The sequence below is a fragment of the Rhodococcus sp. 27YEA6 genome (assembly GCF_044908235.1).
Taxonomy (GTDB): domain Bacteria; phylum Actinomycetota; class Actinomycetes; order Mycobacteriales; family Mycobacteriaceae; genus Rhodococcus_F; species Rhodococcus_F qingshengii.
This window is the reverse complement of the sequence record NZ_JBIYCY010000008.1, coordinates 1-14,250: the sequence shown is the minus strand read 5'-3', so window position 1 is coordinate 14,250 and position 14,250 is coordinate 1. Positions and strand designations below refer to the sequence as shown.

The 14,250-nt window shown below is 63.7% G+C and carries 14 protein-coding genes; 6 read left to right on the top strand and 8 right to left on the bottom strand.

The annotated features are described in order from the left end of the window. Window positions 1-37: 37 nt before the first annotated feature. Together ABH939_RS20420 and ABH939_RS20415 are read right to left on the bottom strand one after the other, a co-directional pair. Window positions 38-859 (bottom strand): CPBP family intramembrane glutamic endopeptidase, encoded by an 822-nt coding sequence (locus tag ABH939_RS20420; RefSeq protein ID WP_404650038.1) that lies wholly within the window; start codon window positions 857-859, stop codon window positions 38-40. Window positions 860-869: 10 nt separating this feature from the next. Next, window positions 870-1,649 carry a DUF2470 domain-containing protein gene (locus ABH939_RS20415; protein ID WP_007736014.1) on the bottom strand — a complete coding sequence of 260 codons (780 nt, stop codon included), beginning with the start codon at window positions 1,647-1,649 and terminating at the stop codon, window positions 870-872. Between the two features lie 139 nt (window positions 1,650-1,788). On the opposite strand from ABH939_RS20415, the gene ABH939_RS20410 reads away from it, so the two are divergent. The 3 genes from ABH939_RS20410 to ABH939_RS20400 are packed head-to-tail and all read left to right on the top strand — an operon-like array spanning window position 1,789 to window position 4,038. After that, window positions 1,789-2,427: a hypothetical protein gene (locus ABH939_RS20410; RefSeq protein ID WP_007736015.1), complete on the top strand. Its 639-nt coding sequence runs from the start codon at window positions 1,789-1,791 to the stop codon at window positions 2,425-2,427. 31 nt (window positions 2,428-2,458) lie between these two features. Further along, the gene (pheA, locus tag ABH939_RS20405) at window positions 2,459-3,373 is read left to right on the top strand and encodes a prephenate dehydratase (RefSeq protein WP_003945402.1); all 915 of its coding nucleotides are present in this window, start codon (window positions 2,459-2,461) and stop codon (window positions 3,371-3,373) included. Then, window positions 3,370-4,038 carry a histidine phosphatase family protein gene (locus ABH939_RS20400; RefSeq protein WP_042453186.1) on the top strand — a complete coding sequence of 223 codons (669 nt, stop codon included), beginning with the start codon at window positions 3,370-3,372 and terminating at the stop codon, window positions 4,036-4,038. Before pheA ends, ABH939_RS20400 begins: the two co-directional genes overlap by 4 nt. A 9-nt stretch (window positions 4,039-4,047) precedes the next feature. Here ABH939_RS20400 and ABH939_RS20395 read toward each other — a convergent pair whose 3' ends face one another. The 6 genes from ABH939_RS20395 to ABH939_RS20370 all read right to left on the bottom strand — a co-directional run bounded on the left by ABH939_RS20395 (window position 4,048) and on the right by ABH939_RS20370 (window position 10,217). After that, window positions 4,048-6,150, bottom strand: coding sequence for an acyltransferase family protein (locus ABH939_RS20395; protein ID WP_404650036.1), 2,103 nt, complete (start codon window positions 6,148-6,150; stop codon window positions 4,048-4,050). Between the two features lie 40 nt (window positions 6,151-6,190). Then, window positions 6,191-7,009: an ESX secretion-associated protein EspG gene (locus ABH939_RS20390; RefSeq protein ID WP_404650035.1), complete on the bottom strand. Its 819-nt coding sequence runs from the start codon at window positions 7,007-7,009 to the stop codon at window positions 6,191-6,193. Further along, window positions 7,009-8,262 carry a PPE domain-containing protein gene (locus ABH939_RS20385; protein WP_209448241.1) on the bottom strand — a complete coding sequence of 418 codons (1,254 nt, stop codon included), beginning with the start codon at window positions 8,260-8,262 and terminating at the stop codon, window positions 7,009-7,011. The genes ABH939_RS20390 and ABH939_RS20385 overlap by 1 nt, the downstream gene beginning before the upstream one ends. 60 nt (window positions 8,263-8,322) lie before the next feature. Next, window positions 8,323-8,622 (bottom strand): PE family protein, encoded by a 300-nt coding sequence (locus tag ABH939_RS20380; protein ID WP_042920574.1) that lies wholly within the window; start codon window positions 8,620-8,622, stop codon window positions 8,323-8,325. Window positions 8,623-8,756: 134 nt separating this feature from the next. Beyond that, window positions 8,757-9,107, bottom strand: a complete 351-nt coding sequence (locus ABH939_RS20375) for a metallopeptidase family protein (RefSeq protein WP_007736028.1) — start codon at window positions 9,105-9,107, stop codon at window positions 8,757-8,759. A 3-nt stretch (window positions 9,108-9,110) separates the two neighbouring features. Next, on the bottom strand, window positions 9,111-10,217 hold the full coding sequence (locus ABH939_RS20370) for a septum formation family protein (RefSeq protein WP_003945397.1): 1,107 nt from the start codon (window positions 10,215-10,217) through the stop codon (window positions 9,111-9,113). Between the two features lie 70 nt (window positions 10,218-10,287). On the opposite strand from ABH939_RS20370, the gene ABH939_RS20365 reads away from it, so the two are divergent. The 3 genes from ABH939_RS20365 to ABH939_RS20355 all read left to right on the top strand — a co-directional run. Further along, complete coding sequence (locus ABH939_RS20365) at window positions 10,288-10,683, top strand: ankyrin repeat domain-containing protein (RefSeq protein WP_003945404.1); 396 nt, start codon at window positions 10,288-10,290, stop codon at window positions 10,681-10,683. 65 nt (window positions 10,684-10,748) lie between these two features. Next, entirely contained in the window at window positions 10,749-12,002 is a 1,254-nt protein-coding gene (serS, locus tag ABH939_RS20360) for a serine--tRNA ligase (protein WP_007736032.1), read from the top strand. A gap of 363 nt (window positions 12,003-12,365) precedes the next feature. Then, the coding region (locus tag ABH939_RS20355) for an Ig-like domain repeat protein (protein WP_404650033.1) at window positions 12,366-14,250 on the top strand (1,885 nt) is incomplete at its 3' end.

Below are 14,250 nucleotides of genomic sequence, written 5' to 3'. Positions count from 1 at the left end.
ATATTCGGAGTCGCCGGTCACCAGTTCACGGTACCGGTCACGGCAGCCAGGAGACGTGATCGCGCAGGAGGGCGTAACCGATGAACGCCACCATGTCGATGAGAGCGTGGGCGATGACCAGCGGCCAGAGTTTCCCGGTGCGCTGCCAGTACCGGCCGAACACGAGCCCCATGATCACGTTTCCGACGCCGCCACCGAACCCCTGATAGAGGTGGTAACTGCCGCGCAGGAGTGACGACGCGAGCAGTGATTTGTTCTCGCTCCAACCCAGCGTTCGGAGGCGAGTGATCAGGTAGGCGACGACCAGCACCTCTTCGGCACCGGAGTTCGCGATCGCGGACAGTACGAGGATCGGCACCCGCCACCAGTGATCGTCGAGCGCACTGGCCTGGACGGTGAGGTTGATGCTCAGTGCCTGAGCCACGAGATAGAACAGCAGACCGGGGAGACCGATCACAGCGGCGAGGCCGAATCCCGGTGCTATGTCGCGCCCGAATCGAGGCTTGGGGGTCAGTCCCGCAGCACGTGGACCGACCCCCGAACGCCACAGTAGATAGAGTCCCAGCGCTGCCCACGCGAGAAGCTTTGCGACGCCCAGCAATTGGCGCGCCAGGTCGATCCAGTCGATGGCGGCCCGCGACGGGTTGAGTGCAACCGTCTGATCCGAGAGCGCAACCGGCGTCGCCAAGGATTCGGCGAGCGAGAGGATCCCGGACAATCCGCTGAGTCCGAAGGTGACCAGCAGGATGATCGTGATCTCGATCCAGACTCCGCGTCTGGCGGCCGGATCGAGGGCCGGGCCGGCCGGGACGGGAGTCGGCGGCCGTAACCAGGTGCGGACGGTTTCGCGGGCATTCACCCGCGCAACGCTAGCCGTTTGATGCGCCGCCCGATCGGAGGCCGTTGAGGAAAGGGCACCCGACCAGCATGCGGATGGCGCGGCTCAGCGCGGGAGCGTCGTCGACGGGGTTGGCGAACGGCATCCACACGTCGCGGTCACCGGTGTGATCCTCGACCCGCAGGCGAAGTCCGTAGCGGTCGATGCCGAGTGGGCGAACGCGTCCGGTGCGCATGTACGGGGGAAGCTTGCGCACGAGCAGGTCCACGAGGTCGCGGTGGTCTTCGTCGAGATGCTGCAGCCATGCGGTCTCCATTTCCCAGAAGGGATCGGGGCTGGCGTTCAGCAGTTCGTCCACGGCGACGGGTTCTGCCCCCGTTGAATCAGCGACTACAGCCGAGGCCAGGCTCAAGCGAAGGAGGACCGAGGTGTGGCCGATGTCGAGGAGCCCCGGGTGTGGATGTTCGGATGCGACGTCGTCGGCGAGAACGCGTGCCTCGTAGTCGGGCACGGCGTGCAACGAGCCGCGAAGCCACACGAGGGAGCGCACGGGCTCACGCAGCCGCAGTGGTGCGTGATCGGTGATCTCGAGGACGGCAGGCAGGCCGCCGCCGCCGGAGTTCCAGGCCAGAGCCGCAGCTGCGGAGGCATGTGGGACTGCAACGACGACGTCACCGTTCGAACGCAGGTGATGCACCGACGTGGCGGTGGGATCGCTGCCTTCGATGGCGAGAACTGCGTCTTGTGCGCGCACACAGGCGCTGCGGACGCGTTCGGCGGTGGACGGGCCGGTGCTGGTCTTCGTTGCCATGCTGCCCCCTTGGCGGGTGTTCTCTCGAACTCCATCGGATGATGAGGTAACCCTAACCTAAGGCGCTTCGGTGTGAATCGCAAGACTTTTGCGCAACTCGCGTGGAATCCGCCGCCTGCGCCGGGGTTACGGTTTGTCTGTGGCCATTCCTCTCTCACTCGGGCTGCCCGCCCCGAGAAACTCGCGCGGACTCCTCGAAGCACTCTTTCTCCCGGTTGTTCCGGCGTCGGTTCTGATCGGTGGCGAAGCAGCAGGCCGGGTTGTCGTCCGTCTCGATATCGATCCGGAAGAACTGCGTGCGGACACGGAAGCGTCGTACGAGGCCGTCCGTTTCGACGTCGACGTCACCACCGACCAGATCGACGACGCGATCGCGCTGCGCCTGCCCGCTCCACTCGCTGTGTATGTCGACGGCGGCGAAGAGGATCTGACACCCGCCGAAGCGGCGCTGCGTCTGTGCGAAGGTGGCCGGATCCCCGGACTCGCCGCCGGTCTTACGCCCACCGAAGTGGCTGATTTCCTGGCGGTACTCGCGCACGAGTCCGTCGGTTTCGTAGCCCGCGCGGCCGACGGCGACGAGGTGATCGCCCTGCTGTGTGGCACCGTCGCTGCACTGCGCGGCGACGACGTGCGCGCCGCGATGGTCGATCCGAAGCCGGAAAAACTTGCCGCGCTGATCCCCGAAGCCGCGTCGGCCATGCGTGAGGTGCTGCTCACGATCGAGGTCGCGGATCTGCCTGCAGTGGAAACGGCTTTGCGTGCCGCGGGTTTGCAGTGACCGGCGTGGGTCGGTGCGTAATCTTTTAGGCGTGCCAAGAATCGCGTATTTCGGTCCGTCGGGAACCTTCACGGAGATAGCTCTCGCCCAGTTGGAGGCTGAGGGCGCGTTCGGCGAAACCGTCGAGCGAGTACCGGCCGGCAGTCCGCCGGCGACTCTCGACATGGTTCGCGACGGTTCCGTGGACGGAGCCGTGGTTCCCTTCGAGAACTCGGTGGAAGGCGGCGTAGCTCCGACGCTCGATTCACTCGCTCTCGGTTCGCCGCTGCAGATCGTCGCCGAAACCGATCTGGACGTGAGTTTCTCCATCCTGGTTCGGGCCGGGACCACCGCCGATCAGGTCCGAACGATCGGCGCGTACCCGCATGCGGGCGCGCAGGTCCGCGGATGGATCGCCGAGAACCTGCCCCAGGCCGAGGTGGTGTTGGCCTCGTCCAACGCCGGTGCGGCCCTGGATGTGCAGGCCGGAACCGTCGACGCCGGTGTGTCCACGGCTTTGGCAGGTCAGATGCTCGGACTCGACAGCCTGGCGGACAACGTCGCCGATGTAGGCGGCGCCCGCACACGTTTCGTGTTGGTCACCAAGCCGGCCCCGGTTCCGGCGCGGACCGGTGCCGATCGCACCGCGCTGGTGCTTCATCTCGACAACGCTCCCGGCTCCCTGGTGCGTGCACTCTCCGAATTCGCCGCTCGCGGTATCGACCTGACTCGGATCGAATCACGGCCGATGCGAACGGAATTGGGCACGTACCGGTTCTTCGTGGACTGCGTCGGACACGTCGAGGACTCGCTGGTGGCCGAGGCGATGCGTGCGCTGCATCGTAAATCCGGAGTCCGCTTCCTGGGGTCGTGGGCGACAGCGAATTCGACCGGGCCACAACCTCCTTCGGACGAAGAAGCGATTCGGTGGATCGACGAACTCAAGCATGGAGGGGGAGAACGATGACCGGAAGGCTCATCCTCGTTCGGCACGGTCAGACGGAGGCGAATGTCGCCAAACGTCTCGACACCGCACTACCCGGAGCAAAGCTCACGCCGGAAGGGTTGGCACAGGCGGAGACTTTGGGCATCGGCCTGGCTTCGGCGCCGCCGCTGGCACTCGTATCGTCGTTGGCTTTGCGTGCCCGGCAGACAGCAGGTTTCGTGGAGCAGGCCGCCGGTGTCTCTCTGGACGTGCGGGACGGATTGCACGAGGTGCAGGCCGGTGACCTCGAAGATCGTACCGACGAGGCCGCGCACCGACTGTTCATGGAGACGTTCCATCACTGGCACACCGGCAACCTCGGCGCTCGCATCCCCGGTGGTGAAACGGGATACGACGTCCTGGAGCGGTACGTCCCCGTCGTCAATGCGTTGCGCGAAGAATTTCTCGAAGGCTCACGAGACGGCGGCGACATCGTCGTGGTCAGTCATGGTGCGGCGATCCGTCTTGTCGCAGCCCAGCTTGCCGGTGTCCCCGGTCTGTTCGCAGCCAACAACCACTTGGCCAACACCGAGACCGTCGAACTGTTGCCTTCGGTCGACGGCGGTTGGGAGTGCCTGCGCTGGGGAACCGTCAACCCGCCGTTCGAGCATCGACTCATCCCCGGTGCCGACGACGTGATGGGCTGACGGCCGGCTTCACCACCAACCGGTCTGGACGCTCAGTTGGCGCCCGAGTTCAGCGGACAGAGTGCTCACGTAGCTGGCTGTCAGGTGGTGGGAATCGTGATACACCAACACATTTCCCTCCACGACGCGGCACAGCTCCGGTCCGCACACGCCGTCGCTGAGGTCGAGTAGACGGACGTTGGTCAGATCGCCGATTGCCGACGGCGCCGGATTGACGTCGCTGAGCATTTCGGACCGTGGCATCGCGCAGTGATCGGGTGACGTGGTTGTCGCCAGACAGTCGATCGCGCGGTAGGCGACGCCGTCGTGGTGCAGCCAGGGGGTATCGCGGATGGCGAGTACGTCGATACCGTCGCGCTCCAGTTCCTCCCACACGTGTACGTAAGACTCGGGCGTCACGTCGCCAGGGCCGTCGGAACTCGGCCTGGTTGCCGTCGTGAACACGAAATCGGGTGAGGCGTCGGCCAACTCGGTCAGCACTCCACGCGACCAGTCGACGCAATCCGGATAGTCGTTGTCCGACAACGTCTGCATGGAGTCGATGGTGAGCGGGCAGCCCATCTTCAGATACGTGTCGACGCGGAACCCGTGACTCTTGCCGAGTTCGTCGAGCGCAGTGAGCCAGTGCTCGGAGTGCGAACCACCCGCGAGCGCGATGGTTCTGTCTGCGTCGGCGTCGCCGTAGGTGCAGTGGACGACGTCCCGCTCGAGAAAATCGGCGATACAGCCGTCGAGCGTACTGGCCGGAAGGTCCAGTGGCGCATCGAAGATCGAGGGAACCATCGACGCCTTGGGTACTTCGACACCGTCGGTGAGCGCGAGTGCGCCGGGATGGGTCGGGAGGTCGAGGGTGTCGACTGCCCGCTGGCCCGTCGTCTGGCTGCTCGCGTACGACTGCCAGGCGACCGAAGCGGCGAGGACCACGGCAGCGGTGACGACGCATGCCAGGACGGTGTACCGGCGCGAGCGGCCTCCACGTTCCACCGGAACCTCGATCAGGCGCCGGAGTGCAAGCGCCCCCGCGACGGAGAGGGCGATGATCAGTGCCCCGCCGAGCAGGCCGGCTTCGGGGCGTCCGGTGATGACGAGTGCAAACACCAGAATCGGCCAGTGAATCAGATACAGCGCGAATGCGAACGAGCCGAGCCACGTCAGTGCCGGATGGGCAAGAGTCTTCGACGTCCAAGGCGTGTCGTCGCCGACTCCGGACAGGATCAGCGCAAGAGTGGCCAGCACCGGCACCAGCGCCCACGGGCCGGGGAACTGCTGGGCGCCGTCGAGCACTATGCCGCACAACAGGATCGACGAAAGCCCCGCCCAGCCGATCGTTGCTCTGACCGAGAACGGCAGGGATGCGATCTGCCGACTGCGTGTGCTGGTCATCAGAACGGCCAGCAGACCACCGAGGGCCAATTCCCACAACCTGGCGCCGGAGTCGTAGTACGCCCAGGCTTGGTGACGCGAAGATTTGGCGAGTGCGTAGAGAAAAGATCCTGCGGTCAGAACCAGAAGGGTGACCGCGAGTGACGGGCGGAAATAGTTGGGATTCACGCGTGAAGCGACATAAGCGATCACGGAGACCAGTGCGATGGCCAGGAGATAGAACTGACCTTGTACGGCCATCGACCACAGGTGCTGCAGGGGAGTGACCGAGCCGTCGGCGGCCAGGTAGTCGCTTGCGGTGCTGGCGAGCTGCCAGTTCTGGAAGAACCCGAGCACCGCGATCAGTTGATCGCCCAGATCGGCCCAGCGTGTGCGTGGCAGCAGCAACGCGGTCCCCAGTGCGGTCAAAATGCTGACCACCGCGATCAGGGGGAACAGCCGCAGAAACACCCGCCGCAGTGCCGGGACCGGGTTGAGTGAACCCCCGGCTTCGGCGCGTCGAACCAGTGAGCCGACGAAGAAGTATCCGGACAGAACCAGGAAGACGTCCACCCCGCCCGATACCCGTCCGAACCACACGTGGAACACGACCACCAAACCGATGGCGAGGCCACGCAGTCCGTTCAGGTCTTGTCGGTGCGGTGTTGTTGCCCGTTCTTCGTTCGGCCGGTCGATCGTGGCGACCGAGCCTTGTTCGCCCGGTGACGACGGTTGACGCGAGAACTGCATGCTGAAGTAAGGCTCCGGGCGTTGAAGGGACGCCCCGAGGTTACCCGGAAGTCTCCGGCGCCGATTCCTCGAGTTCCGTTAAAAGAGCGTTCACGGCTTGTCGGAGGCGATGGGATGTTCCGGAACTGATGGACGTCCATTCGGTGCCGTCGGCGGCCCGAGTGGTCGAACCGACCAGCCGACCGGCCAAGGTGTCGTACACAGTCACTGCGCCGGTCATGAGCGTCGTCGCTCCCAAACTGTGTGGTATTCCAACCAATTCGGCGAAGGCGGTGCATGAGACGATTGCGCTACCCAGTTGGCGCGCGTCGTCTTCGGGTATTCCGGCGTTGATCAAGGCCGAGGTTACGCTGCCTGCATCCGGGCCGGCGCCGAATGCCAGGCTGAGCATCTCGGTCGGTGCGTTGATCACGGCAATCGGCATTGCTTCGGCGCTGCCGAGCGCGGTGACAACGGGTGCAGCTGGTTCGGTTGTGACACTGCGTAATGCGAACGAAGAATCGGTTGAAGTTGCTTCGACACAAAGGAATTCGCCCTGCGCGACGCAGAGGCGTGAAATGCTTCCGCCGACATGCCGACGCAGCGCCAACTCCCACTTGGGGTGGGTCAGGACGCGCAGGCGGGCACTGAGGTCGTGATGGATCTCCCCACCGGGGAGGAGATCGCGCTCGGAGAGTGAATCTGCCACGGACTGCATCGCCGTACGGTGAGCGCTCGCACTGCCGTGAACCGTCGCGCCACCGAGAACCACGGGAAGCCCATCGAGTCCGAGTCGCTCACGTACATAGTCGATTTCGTCCTGTGACAGGGCGACGACAGGTAAATTCCACCCCTCAGGTGAGGTGCCGAGATCCACCATCAATGCTCTGCAGTTTCGAGTGCGCCACCGATCACGGACGGGATGACTGTTCGGCCGTCGGCGAAGTGCTCGAAGTGCTTCAGGTAATCGGGTGTGTCGTGCTCGGTCTCGTCTTCAGATTGGGCCGCATGACGGCCGCCGGCGATCGGCGCAGATCCGCCTGCGGTTCGGGCCGGATCCACCTTGACGGTATCCGCGGTGCCCTGAACCGGCGAGGTCACGGGGTTCTGGCGTGTGGCGCTCTGGCCGGTGGAGGGATCAGGAAGAGCGTGCCGGCCGGTGCTGCTGCTCGACGACGAGCCCGCGATTGCTCCGGTTCCGGTAGTCGCGGATGCTGCGCTGACCTGTGCCGGTGCCCGGCTTGCCGACGGGGTGCCGAACAGTGATGGTGTGGAAGCGCCGAGTCTTGCGCCGCCGAGTCCCGCGCCGCCCAGTCCGGTGAGTCCTGCTCCTGCCGTCGCGAGAGCTGATGCGGCAGTGGTGGCGCCTGTGACTGCGGTGGTGGTGGCGCTGGCTGCGGTGGCAACTCCACCGGAGATGGCACCGGCCTGTGAGGCAACGGCGGCAAATACCGGGTTGGAAACTACGGATGCGACAGCAGCGGTGGCGGCGCGCACGGGATCCGCGATTGCGTCAGCGAGCGTGGATGCCGCTTGCACGACGGACTGTCGTGCGGCGCTGCCTGGGCTTTCGGCCGAAGCGGATGCCCCAGCTGTGGGTTCCGCGATGGACGGTGGTGAGTCGAAGTTCTGCTGCACGGCCAGATGGGCCGTTGCGGCGTCGTACGTTTCCATTGTCACCGCCGCTCGAATTTTGAGAGCTTCTTCGGCAGCCTCGGCGGCGGCGGCACCGCCGACCAGGGCACCGCCGATGGAGTACGCGGCGACCTTTGCCGCTTGAACTGCCGCGATCTCCGCCAGCGACGGCATGGCCAGGGTGGCGAAGGTGTAGGAACCGGACTGTACTTGGGCTTTACCTGCGGTTTCTCCCGCGAGCAACGCGGCAGCAGCAGCCCATTCCTGGAACGGTGCGAATTTGCTCAATGCGGCATCCGCTGCTTCTCCGGACCACCCGGTGCGAAGGTCCGCCATCACGCGAGAGATTGATGCAGCGGTGTCGGTCAGTCCGGACGACACGGTGGACCAGGCCCCGGCCGCCACGCCGAGAGGGACCGGCCCGGCTCCGGCGACCAGTGCTGCGGAGTTGGGTGCTGCGCCCCGTGGATACCAGATGACGCCGGTGATGCCGACCATTGTTCTTCCCCCCAGGAAGTGTGACTGTGTTGCCGAGTTACCGAGCTTGATTTCTGTCGATCAGATCGGTGCGGCTGCCAGGCTGGACTTGGTGAGCTGGTCTTCGAGCTCGTAGGCAGCTGCATTCTTGCGCAGAGCTGCCGCAGCCGCGATGAGCTCCTCGATTGCCCGATCGGTGGACGAGGCAAGGCTGCCCGAGATGGTGTTGAAGTAATTTGCCGCGCTACCGGACACTTCTTCGGATCCCGCTGGGAGAACGCGTAGCGTCGGCTGCGCAGTAGAGACGATTCCGCGCAATCGCGTCGCCGCAGACTCGAGTTCCATTGCGGCGGCAACTAGGGCTTGAGGGTCGACGTGCATAGTGCCGAACTCCTTCCTGACCAGGGCGGATAAGTGGTCGGGAGGCCGTGCGCACAGCCGTCGATATCCCCCCGCACATACTTTGATGCCTACCGCCCGCTTTTGGTTCCCCCCGAAATCGGACGACTTTGCCCTCAGCCCCAGCCGAGTTCGTGCAATCTGTCTTCTTCGATGCCGAAGTAGTGCGCGATCTCGTGGATGACGGTCACGGCAACCTCGTGAACAACCTCGTCCTCGGATGCGCAGATGTCGAGTATCGAATCGCGGAAAATAGTGACCGTGTCCGGCAGGTACCCACCGTAATGAGAATCCCGCTCGGTCAGAGCGACGCCCTGATACAAACCGAGCAGCCCCGGTTCTTCTTCGTCACGTGCTTCGACAAGCACCACGACATTGTCGATTGCCTTGGCAAGTTCGGGCGGAATCAGATCGAGCGCCTCGCCGACCAGTTCCTCGAACCGGTCGGGCGTCATAGTCACCGTCATGGCTTACGACGGCGGAGCTGCGCCGGGCAACGGCGTCGGCAACGACCGACCCTCCGGTGCAGCGGGTGGCGGGACCGGAGCGGCGCCGTTGATCAGGATATCGCCCTTGGCGCTTCCTGTAATCGCGGCAAACCCGCCGGTTTCGACCTCTTTGCCGATCGAACAATTGACTCGGCGGCTGCCGGCCAACCAGCTTTCCAGTGAAATGTTGTCCCAGAACAGTGTCAGCGTCTTGTCGCGAAGCGCGTCTGCGGAACCAAGGTACTCGTTGGACGCCTGAGTGCAGACGCCCTCGAGGTAGCGGTCCTGATCTTCGACCGACGGCATTGCGCCCGGGAATTGAGTGCCGAGGTCTATCACCGAAATGACCTCGTATGCATGCGGTTTCGCGCAATCGACCGGATCGGTCGGGAGGTTCTGGTTGATGCCGATGCACGTGCCGACGTCCCACACGTTCGACTGGTCCTGGTCCGCCACGCGGCCTACGAACGGTTGTAGCTCGCCGGTCGTGGTCGAGAACTGCAACCCGCAACGCAGTGCGCGTTCACCCGAAGCCCAACCCGATTCACTCGGGAACATCAAGCCGACGCTGAACTTGCCCTTGGGATCGAATTTCGAATCGAGGTAGGACATGACGATGGGTGTGCAGTGCTCGTCGCGTAGTTCGGCGAATCGAAGGGCGCCCGGGTACCGGGAACCGGGGCCGAACTCGGCGCCCGGGAACACCGAGAGGTCGAGTGGTCCGGCCACCTCGAAGCGGTGTTCAGTTCCGCACTGAACCTTCGACATGTCCGTGCGGTCTCCGCCCGACTCGGTCGCAGGCGTCCAGTTGAGGCAGTCGCCGGCCGCAGCCGCGGTGAAGGCGTCGTCGCGAGTCGATCCCGTCGCTGCGGGACCGCCACCACTGACACTGACCGAGGACGAGTCGTCCTTGTTCAATCCACCGGAAATCGCGATCGTTGCGATCGCGGCGACCACCGCACCTACCGCCACGGCAGCCAGGACCCGACGGGTGCGACTCGCGGAGACAGTTTTCTTCGCCGGCGTCCCCTGGGGATCTGCCGGATCTGGCGACTTCTCGATCTTGTCTTCGGACATCGATTCCATCATGCCTGTTGCCGTGGCGATATCGAACCTTCACTACAAAACTCACAATCGCGTCTGTGAGTATTTTGTAGTCATGAGCGAAAACACCCCACTCGATCCCGAGGCTGTCGAGCTGGCGGGCCGGCTCTTCGACATGGCACGAACCGGTGATGCAGCCGGGCTGGCGTCGTACGTCGATGCCGGAGTTCCCGTCAATCTGACCAACGAGAGTGGCGACACGCTCGTCATGTTGGCGGCGTACCACGGTCACGCTGACGCCGTCGTTGCCCTGATCGAGCGCGGCGCCGACGTCAACCGGCCCAACGACAAGAACCAGACGCCCCTTGCCGGAGCGGTCTTCAAGGGTGAGGATGCGGTGGTGAAAGCGCTGGTGAGCGGGGGAGCCGACCCGAAAGGTGGACACCCGACTGCCGTCGACGCGGCTCGGATGTTCGGACGCGAGGACTACCTGAGTCTGCTCGAATCGTGATCTCCCCCTCTCCGACGTGGACGTGACCGTCGGAGAGCTGCAGTGAGTGGGTAAAGTTCGAAGTCGTGATTGACCTCAAGTTTCTCCGTGAGAACCCCGAAATCGTCCGCGAGTCGCAGCGCACCCGTGGAGAAGATCCAGGACTGGTCGACGCTCTGCTCGAAGCCGACGCGTCCCGACGCGCTGCCGTTCTGACCGGAGACAACCTCCGTGCAGAGCAGAAGGCCTTCGGCAAGAAGGTCGGACAGGCATCTCCGGAGGAGCGTCCCGCACTGCTCGAAGGTTCCAAGGAACTGGCGGCAAAGGTCAAGGAAGCCGAGGCCGCGCAGCACGAGGCGCAGGCCGCGCTCGACGCCGCACACCGCGCGATTTCCAACGTCGTACAAGAAGGTGCGCCGGCCGGCGGCGAGGACGATTACATCGTTCTCGAACACGTCGGTGAGATTCCGAAGTTCGACTTCGAGCCGAAGGATCACCTCGAGCTGGGCGAGTCGCTCGGCCTGATCGACATGGAACGCGGCGCCAAGGTTTCGGGTTCGCGCTTCTACTTCATGACCGGCTACGGGGCCATGCTCCAGCTCGGACTGCTGCAGTTGGCTGCGCAGAAGGCGATCGCCAACGGATTCACGATGATGATTCCGCCGGTGCTCGTACGCCCGGAAATCATGGCCGGTACCGGCTTCCTCGGTGCTCACTCGGACGAGATCTACCACTTGCAGGATGACGACCTGTACCTCGTCGGAACTTCCGAGGTACCCATGGCCGGCTACCACTCGGGCGAGATCCTCGAACTGAACGAAGGCCCGAAGCGCTACGCCGGTTGGTCCTCGTGCTTCCGCCGCGAGGCCGGAAGCTACGGCAAGGACACCCGCGGCATCATCCGTGTCCATCAGTTCGACAAGGTCGAGATGTTCACGTACTGCCGTCCCGAGGACGCCGACGCCGAACACCAGCGTCTCCTAGGGTGGGAGCGAGACATGTTGGCAGCCATCGACGTTCCGTACCGCGTGATCGACGTCGCCGGCGGAGACCTCGGTTCTTCGGCTGCGCGTAAGTTCGACTGCGAGGCATGGGTCCCGACGCAGGGCACTTACCGCGAGCTGACATCGACGTCCAACTGCACGACGTTCCAGGCCCGCCGCCTCGGAGTTCGGTACCGCGACGAGAACGGCAAGCCGCAGACGGCCGCCACTCTCAACGGCACCTTGGCTACGACGCGCTGGATCGTGTCGATTCTCGAGAACCATCAGCAGGCCGACGGCTCGGTGCGAGTGCCCGAGGCATTGGTGCCGTTTGTCGGCACGGATGTGCTTCGCTGACACGCTGAACCAACACAATCAGGGCCGCGACGGACTCCGTCGCGGCCCTTTTCGTACTTTCGTACTGGTAGGTTTGGAACTTTTTCTGAACTGACGAAATATCAACTTTTTCCCGCCGATTGGCGCGGTGACCACCAAAAGCGTTGTCGATGGGCCGCTTTGGCGATAGTTTTGCGTTCAATCGAGTTTCCATACCCTGCTTTTCCATCCCGCGTCTGGTGATACGAGGGTGAGTCCGGGGTGAATTGGACAAGTGTCTTGCCAAAAGTAGTACACGTACTAGTTTTTTCGTTATGTTGTGACGGCGCGCACACGTTTTGTCCGAATCCACTGCTCATGTTTGCCCTTCCGAAGGAAGTGCCCATGCCCCAAATCTCTCAGTTGCGGCGATTCGCCGTGCCCATAACCGGAACCGCCATGGTCGCCGGAATGCTGCTGGTCGGCACGCCCGCGTCAGCTGCTATCTCGACCACCGGTTTCAAAACAGCGTGCGTTGCCGGATCGATTATCGGAGACGTCCACAAGGTCACCGACAACCTCATCACGGTCGACGCCCCGGCTTCTGTCCAGCCCGGCGAGACTTTCACCTACCGAATTCAGCCGAGCGGAACGTCATATCCGGACAAGGACTCCGGAGCGACTACTACGAACTTGTCACGTCTGAAAATCGACTATGCCATCCCGAGCAATGCGACGTACGTTTCCGCTACCGTCGTCGCAGGTACCTCCATCGGACTCGACAATGTCGCACCGAATGTTCTCAGAGTCAACGATTCTGGCAATGTCGACGGCAGCGGCGGGATCCTGCGGTTGTCAGGAAACAACCAGGTGATCGGCAACAGTCCGACGACGAGCACGAACTCGGAGGGTGGAATTCGAGTACCGAAGTCCAAGAAGAACCTCGATGGCTCGACAAACGGCAACGGAGACACGTGGTTCCGACTTCCCGCAGTCGACGTAACAATGGTCGCTGGTGCGACGGGAGTGATCCAGCCGAAGGTGAGGACCGCGGGTGCGGCCGGCAACCTCGGTGCCAGCGAAAACTTCAGCACTCAGCTCGCAAAGGCGAGTTTCCTTGGTACACAGTGGGCTCCGACCCGGTGCTCGCCTCGCGAGAACAAGGACACCACGCCTCTCAACGCTGGTGCAGGTCCACTCGCGACGATCAGCATTGCTTCGGCTCCGGTGGATGTCGAGACCACGACGTCACTCTCGGTTCCGGCTACTGCCATCACAGGTACGGCGGTTGATCTGACGGCCACCGTGGCTCCGAACAACGCTGTCGGCACGGTGCAGTTCAAGTCGAACGGCACGGCGATCGGCACTCCGGTCACGGTGACTGGCGGTGTTGCGACATTGAGCCATGCGTTCGATGCTGCTGGTGCGCAGAGTGTTACGGCTGATTTCACTGCTGGTGCAGGATTTGTGAGTTCGTCGGCGTCGGCTCAGACGGTGACCGTTTCTGATCCGGCTCCGGTGGATGTGGAGACGACGACGTCGCTCTCGGTTCCGGCGACTGCCGTCACGGGTACGGCGGTTGATCTGACGGCGACGGTTGCTCCGAACAATGCGGTGGGTTCGGTGCAGTTCAAGTCGAACGGCACTGCAATCGGCACTCCGGTCACGGTGACTGGCGGTGTTGCGACATTGAGCCATGCGTTCGATGCTGCTGGTGCGCAGAGTGTTACGGCTGACTTCACCGCTGGTGCTGGCTTTGTGAGTTCGTCGGCGCCTGCTCAGACGGTGACCGTTTCTGATCCGGCTCCGGTGGATGTCCAGACCACGACCTCACTCTCGGTTCCGGCGACTGCCGTCACGGGTACGGCGGTTGATCTGACCGCTACCGTGGCTCCGAATACTGCTGTCGGTACGGTGCAGTTCAAGTCGAACGGCACTGCAATCGGCACTCCGGTCACGGTGAGTGGCGGTGTTGCGACGCTCTCGCACGCGTTCGATGCTGCTGGTGCGCAGAGTGTTACGGCTGACTTCACCGCTGGTGCTGGCTTCGTGAGTTCCTCGGCGCCTGCTCAGACGGTGACCGTTTCTGATCCGGCTCCGGTGGATGTCCAGACCACGACCTCACTCTCGGTTCCGGCGACTGCCGTCACGGGTACGGCGGTTGACCTGACCGCTACCGTGGCTCCGAACAATGCTGTCGGTACGGTGCAGTTCAAGTCGAACGGCACTGCAATCGGCACTCCGGTCACGGTGAGTGGCGGTGTTGCGACGCTCTCGCACGCGTTCGATG

What these genes read in the sequence shown, in the direction of transcription:
- ABH939_RS20415 (WP_007736014.1), bottom strand. Translation starts at nt 1,649, where the DNA reads ATGGCAACGAAGACCAGCACCGGCCCGTCCACCGCCGAACGCGTCCGC.
- ABH939_RS20400 (WP_042453186.1), top strand. Translation starts at nt 3,370, where the DNA reads ATGACCGGAAGGCTCATCCTCGTTCGGCACGGTCAGACGGAGGCGAAT.
- ABH939_RS20395 (WP_404650036.1), bottom strand. Translation starts at nt 6,150, where the DNA reads ATGCAGTTCTCGCGTCAACCGTCGTCACCGGGCGAACAAGGCTCGGTC.
- ABH939_RS20390 (WP_404650035.1), bottom strand. Translation starts at nt 7,009, where the DNA reads ATGGTGGATCTCGGCACCTCACCTGAGGGGTGGAATTTACCTGTCGTC.
- ABH939_RS20385 (WP_209448241.1), bottom strand. Translation starts at nt 8,262, where the DNA reads ATGGTCGGCATCACCGGCGTCATCTGGTATCCACGGGGCGCAGCACCC.
- ABH939_RS20380 (WP_042920574.1), bottom strand. Translation starts at nt 8,622, where the DNA reads ATGCACGTCGACCCTCAAGCCCTAGTTGCCGCCGCAATGGAACTCGAG.
- ABH939_RS20375 (WP_007736028.1), bottom strand. Translation starts at nt 9,107, where the DNA reads ATGACGGTGACTATGACGCCCGACCGGTTCGAGGAACTGGTCGGCGAG.
- ABH939_RS20370 (WP_003945397.1), bottom strand. Translation starts at nt 10,217, where the DNA reads ATGATGGAATCGATGTCCGAAGACAAGATCGAGAAGTCGCCAGATCCG.
- ABH939_RS20365 (WP_003945404.1), top strand. Translation starts at nt 10,288, where the DNA reads ATGAGCGAAAACACCCCACTCGATCCCGAGGCTGTCGAGCTGGCGGGC.